This is a genomic window from Acidimicrobiia bacterium (assembly GCA_035948415.1).
Lineage (GTDB): Bacteria > Actinomycetota > Acidimicrobiia > IMCC26256 > PALSA-555 > PALSA-555.
The window spans coordinates 1-5,589 of the sequence record DASZJD010000131.1 but is presented as its reverse complement, the minus strand read 5'-3'; the positions used below and the strand labels follow the sequence as shown (position 1 = coordinate 5,589).

The window sequence follows — 5,589 nt, the reverse complement described above, 5'->3', positions numbered from 1 at the left end:
CAGCTTCTGGTACCGAGCGCTCGGCGCATCTCCGGCGCCTGACCCGAACTCCCCTGCGCTGGTGGCGAACTTCAACGCGGCCGCGGCCAACGGGGTCGGCATCAACAACGATTCGTACAGCATCCCGATCTACACGGTTCCACCGGGTGAGCCGACCGTGAACGTCGCCAATCGTTCGTCGGATCCCGGCTGCAACACCGACCCGACACTCGACCAGATGCTGAGCGCGGTCCCGATCCCACCGGGTGCTCAGCCCGCGGGCCCGGCGGGTGGCGACAACGCGCTCGTGGTCTACCAGCCCTCGAGCGACACCGAATGGGAGATCTGGGGCGCGCAGAACAACGGTGGCCAGTGGACCCGCTGCTACGGCGGCCGGATCAGCCCCGTCAGCGGCTCCAGCGGGGTGTTCCCGTACCCGTACGGTCTCTCGGCCAGCGGCCTGTCCTATCTCGCCAGCGCCATCCGGGTCTCCGAGCTCGAGGCCGGCACCATCCCGCACGCGTTGGCGGTCAATGTCCCGTGTGGGGCGCCGCCCGTCGCGCCGGCCAACCGCTCGGACGGCGGCGGCGCGATCGCGGGCGGCTGCATCCCCGAGGGGACGCACTTCCGGCTCGACCCGACGCTCAACCTGAACACGCTGGGCTTGAGCCCCGGCGCGCTGACGATCGCCCGGGCGTTGCAGACCTACGGGATGTACGTGACGGACCAGGCTGGTGGCACGGTCCTCATGGGGGAGGACGTCGTGTCAGCAGGGAGCAACCCGTACCCGGGTCTGGGCCTGGACGCCTGGCCTCCCCTCGGGGGGATCCCCTGGAACCGGCTCGTGGCGGTCACCGGTTGAGGTTGCGGCGCTCGGAGCCCACTCGCACACCGACCCGCCGCGACCGGGTCTCCTAAACCCGGGACGACCCTCATCCGGACGTCGGCGGGGCCGACGGAGCCCAGCCCCGGCTCGATCGTGAGTCGTTCCGGCGCGCGACCGGCGATCGGTCGGGCGGGCCGCGTCGCGGGTCCGGCGCTACTGATATGCCCGTTCGCTATCGGGCAGACAGTCGTCGCGGGTTTCCGCCACTAGGCGGAGGGCGCCGAGCCGGTTCCTCAACTCTTCCGGGCTCAGCCCCACCGAACTCGCCAGCACGTCGAGGTCGGCGCCTCGAATCGTCAGGGTGTCGGCTCGAAACTCCTGGCGCTGGAGCTGGATCGAGGCGACGTGCCGCGCCAGCACGAGCGCAACCTCGTAGTCGTCGACGCTGCGGAGCCGAGTCAAGTCGACGCTGACGCCTTCTCCATTGGGGGTGCCGCGCTCGGTGAGATCGATCTCACCGGTGATCGGGTCGCGCCGGACGAAGTAGCCCACCGGCACCCCGTAGAGCTCGGCCAGCTGCAGGAGCCTCGACACCGAGATCGCACGTTCGCCGCGTTCGTAGGCGCTCAGGACCCCCGCCTTGAACGCTTGGTCGGAAAGACCCTCCACCTCTTGCAGCGACAGCCCCCGCCGGCGCCGGACGGCACGGAGGCGCGCACCGACGGACGACGCACTGACGCTCATGCCCGCCGCCCGATCGCGAGATCCCGTGGTCATCGAGCGAGGTCCTCCCCTGGCGTCCCACGGCCCCGCAAGTGCTGGGAACGGGCGGCATCGGAACCGTGCGTCCAACCAACGCGACGCCGGCGACGCGTCTCGACCGACAGGCTGCCCCCCGGCCCGCCCCGCGATGGCGGTCGCGTGCCGGTCCGCGTGGGCCCGTTCGGCCCTCGATGCGGCTTCCCGGAATCCCCGGATCGGGGCAGCACCGGTCGGCGCGACGCCATTGCCCCCCAAGAGGTCTCGGGAAGCGGACGATCGGGCTGATTCATCGCCGAGGCTCACCGGGTGAAGAGTGTGATTCGAGTGCTGCCATTACAGCCGCGGCGGCACGCGAGCGGGTGGATAGTCAGCCGGGCGCGGCCGATGCTCGAGCATGGCGTCGTAGGCTGAGGATTCGGGAGATGCGAGGACGAGCTGCGCCACGGTCCCTCGGGCTCGGTCCGCTGGACCACGCGTCTACCCCGTCGGACGACCTGGTAACCGACGTCACGCACGCCGGCGGGACCGGGCGGTCATGGGTGAGGACACCTTGATCCGAGTCGCGAGCCGAGCCATCGGTCAGCGGTCCCGTCGACCCCATCGGCCCCGAGACCTCGCAGCCGCACCGCCAAGCGCCTGGGCCTCCTCGCATCGGGGCCGGCGTCAGCCTGAGCGCGCTCTTCCTCGCCGGCCGCACCCGAGGCCGCAGGGTCGTGGTCGAGCCGAAGCCGCTGGGCCAGGTCGACTGGCCCCCGAGGCCAGCGCTGGTAACGGTCGCGAGCGCGACCGAACCGAGGGCCGGATCGGCCCCGACGGTCGGGCGTCGGCCCCGACATGATGCTTGAGGCCTGGGGAGTAGGAGGATGGTGCCCGCCGGCACAGCCGACACGCCGGCGAACCGACCATCCACGGCATCTGGAGCTCGCGAGCCCCATGTCCTCCGCACAGTGGCTGTCACTACGCGTGCCGACGCGAAACCGAGGCGCGCGCCTGGCCTCGCGGCCCAGCGTGCGCGGGCTCGGCCACCGCCGGCGCCGCCCGGCGAACCCGCCCGTGCAATGGCTCGTCCTGATCGCCGTCGCGCTGATCACGGGCCTGGGCACCGAAGCACCGAACCGGCCGATCCCCGCGTTCTCGTGGCGTCGGGCCGTCCCCGCCGCTGCGGCGCTGGACTCGCGGTCTGACGATCTCGTCGCGAGTTTCAACCACCAGTGGCACACCGTGTACGGAGGAGTCGGGATCAACACCGACGCGTACAGCATCCCGATCTACACCGTCGCCGCGAATACGGCGACGACCCAGGTGACGATCAGCCACGGCTGCACGGCCGATCCGGGGCTGATGTCGCAGCTGCGCGCCGTGCCGATCCCGTCCGACGCGCAGCCAGCAAAAGGTGGCGACCACGCCCTCGTCATCTCGCAGCCGTCGATCGACACCGAGTGGGAGCTCTGGCAGGCCCAGCGGGACGCCGGCGGCAACTGGTCAGCATGCTGGGGGGGTCGGCTCGAACGGGCGAGCCGGTCGAACGGCGTGTTTCCCAGGCCGTACGGGCTCTCGGCGAGCGGCTTGTCCTACCTCGCCAGCACGATCAGAGTCTCGGAGCTTCAAGCGCGCAGCATCAATCATGCGCTCGCGGTCAGCATCGTCGCGACGACCGCCGGGGTCCAAGTGCCGCCCGCCAACCGCAACGACGGCAACTCCACCGGGTCCAACGCGATCCCTGAAGGCACACGGTTCCGGCTCGACCCGACGGTCAACGTGACGAGACTCGGGCTCCCACCCGCCGGCGTGACCATCGCCAAGGCACTCCAGTCCTACGGGATGGTCGTGATGGACACCTCCGGCGCCGTCGTCCTCAGCGCCGAAGACAGCCAGCCGTACGTGGCGGCCGGCCGCGGCGACCCGTACGCGAGCCTCTTCGGGTCCACGCCGTCGTACAAGATCCTCGCCAAGATCCCGTGGAACCGCCTGCAGGCCCTGAGCCCGCCGTAGGGCGACTCGCGCGCCCCGCGCCCAAAGACCCCGCGGCTCCCCAGCGCGCTGCCACCCGTGGGTCGCGACCCCCGAGCCGTCGGTGGCCGCTCGGATGCCGGCGCCGTCCCGCCGACCATCATCGACGCAACCGCCACAGCCAGCCGGTTCCCACGTCCTCGGTCCGCCAACGCGAAACGAGCGCCGTACTTCGACGTTGCGTTTGAAGGAACACCCTCACCAGCTCGCCCCAGGAGACCCGGATGCCGACCACCCCGGGCCGAGGCTCACGCCCCCCGGCCGCGTTCCGCGCTCGCGGACGCAGTTCGTGGTCGCGCGAGCACGTTCAGTGGTCGAGGAGAGGACTTCCCGCCCTGATCACCCACTCGACACCAGCGCGTTCCCCAACATTCGACCTTGACTGTGGCGGGGAACTACGGAGAGTGGTATACAGTGCAACAGAAGGTGGGCCGCAGCCGGATGGTACGGATGGTGCTGGGGTAGGCGGTGCTGCTGTGGACCATTGGGACTGGGCTGGGGTGGATTTCCTTCGGGACCGTCGGGGAACTCTCGCGGTGACGACGCCGGGCTCCTTCAAGCTCAGGGTCCACCCCGAACACGACCCAGCACACGAGTTGGACGGAATGGGGCGGAGAACGTGACCGCGACACTGGTACCCGATGACGAAGAGAACAACGCGGTGCTGACGCGACCGCAATCCGCGGGCGCGGCCCTCCGGGATCCAGAGACCAACGGGCACGCAGACCCGAGCACACGTCGCCTCGACCTGGCGCGGGAACAAAACCGCGACTCGGTCCGCCTCCGGGCCCGACTGATCGGACTCGACACCATCGGCATCGCCGCGGTCTGGGCCACCGCGGTGGCCTGGTCGGCAGCTCGGCATCCGACCGCGTGGGGGACGAGCGCGAGGGACGCGGCGTTCGTCGCCATCATGACGTTCTGCACGCTCATGGCGCTGGCGGCGGAGCGGCTCTACCGGGCCCGGGTGTGCGCCGTGCGCACCGTCGAACTGACCCGCCTCGTTCGCGTGGCCATCATCTCCGGCGCGATTGCCGTCGTCGTCGCGAAGGCGCTCGGTCTCTACATCTCCACGCGCTGGGTGGTCGCCACTCCCATCGCCATGTTCATCGTCCTCGCGGTCCTCAGGGAGGCCTACACCCTGTGGCTCCGCGCCTGCCGCACGAAGGGCCGATTCTCCCGCGACGTGATCGTCGTCGGCACGAACGACGAGGCGAACGAGCTGTGCCGGCTCTTCCAAATTCAACCCGAACTCGGGTACCGGGTACGCGGGGTCGTCGGAGATCGACAGGAGTGGGAGGTCTGGGAGAGCGACATCCCCTGGATCGCCGACACCACGGCTGCGGTCAGCGCCGCTCGTGAGCTCCGAGCCGGCGCGCTCGTCGCCATCACGGCGGTCTCCCTCAGCGAGCTCAACCAGACGCTCCGCGGGCTGCTCGCGGCCGGTGTCCATGTCCAGACCTCGACGGGAATCATGAACATCGGCCATCGGCGGCTCCGAGCGCTCCCGATGTCCCACCAGGCCCTCTACTACATCGAGGCCTCGATGCATCCCCGCTGGCAAGAGGTGGCCAAGCGAACCATCGACCTCGTCGTCGCCTCGTTCGCGCTCGCGCTCTCGGCACCGGTCCTGCTCGTCGCAGCCATCGCCATCAAGATTGAGGATGGCGGACGGGTCCTGTTCCGCCAGGAAAGGGTCGGATTGCGAGCCGGCTCGTTCGAAGTTCTCAAGTTGCGCACCATGTCGGTCGACGCGGCTAGTCAGATGGATGCCATCTGGACCCGGAACGAGCGTCGGGACGGGCCGCTATTCAAGATCACCGCGGATCCACGGGTCACACGAGTCGGTCGATTCCTGCGCGCGACCAGCATCGACGAGATCCTGCAACTGGTCAACGTCATCAGGGGGGAGATGAGCCTGGTCGGCCCTCGTCCGGCCCTCCCCCACGAGGTCGCCGCATTCGACCAGGACCATCTCGCACGACTGGACATGCGGCCCGGGATCACCGGGC

The 5,589-nt window shown here is 69.8% G+C and carries 4 protein-coding genes; 3 read left to right on the top strand and 1 reads right to left on the bottom strand.

Annotation, left to right across the window (positions count from 1 at the left end):
* A partial coding sequence (locus VG869_17330; protein HEV3452950.1) for a hypothetical protein occupies nt 1–841 on the top strand: 841 nt, incomplete at its 5' end.
* 177 nt (nt 842–1,018) lie between these two features.
* On the opposite strand, the gene VG869_17325 is transcribed toward VG869_17330, so the two are convergent.
* Nucleotides 1,019–1,582 (bottom strand): helix-turn-helix transcriptional regulator, encoded by a 564-nt coding sequence (locus tag VG869_17325; protein HEV3452949.1) that lies wholly within the window; start codon nt 1,580–1,582, stop codon nt 1,019–1,021.
* A 1,038-nt stretch (nt 1,583–2,620) separates the two neighbouring features.
* Between VG869_17325 and VG869_17320 the strand changes: the two genes are divergently transcribed.
* The gene (locus VG869_17320) at nt 2,621–3,559 is read left to right on the top strand and encodes a DUF4124 domain-containing protein (protein HEV3452948.1); all 939 of its coding nucleotides are present in this window, start codon (nt 2,621–2,623) and stop codon (nt 3,557–3,559) included.
* Between the two features lie 637 nt (nt 3,560–4,196).
* Nucleotides 4,197–5,589 (top strand): sugar transferase (locus VG869_17315; protein HEV3452947.1); only part of this gene is annotated, 1,393 nt, incomplete at its 3' end.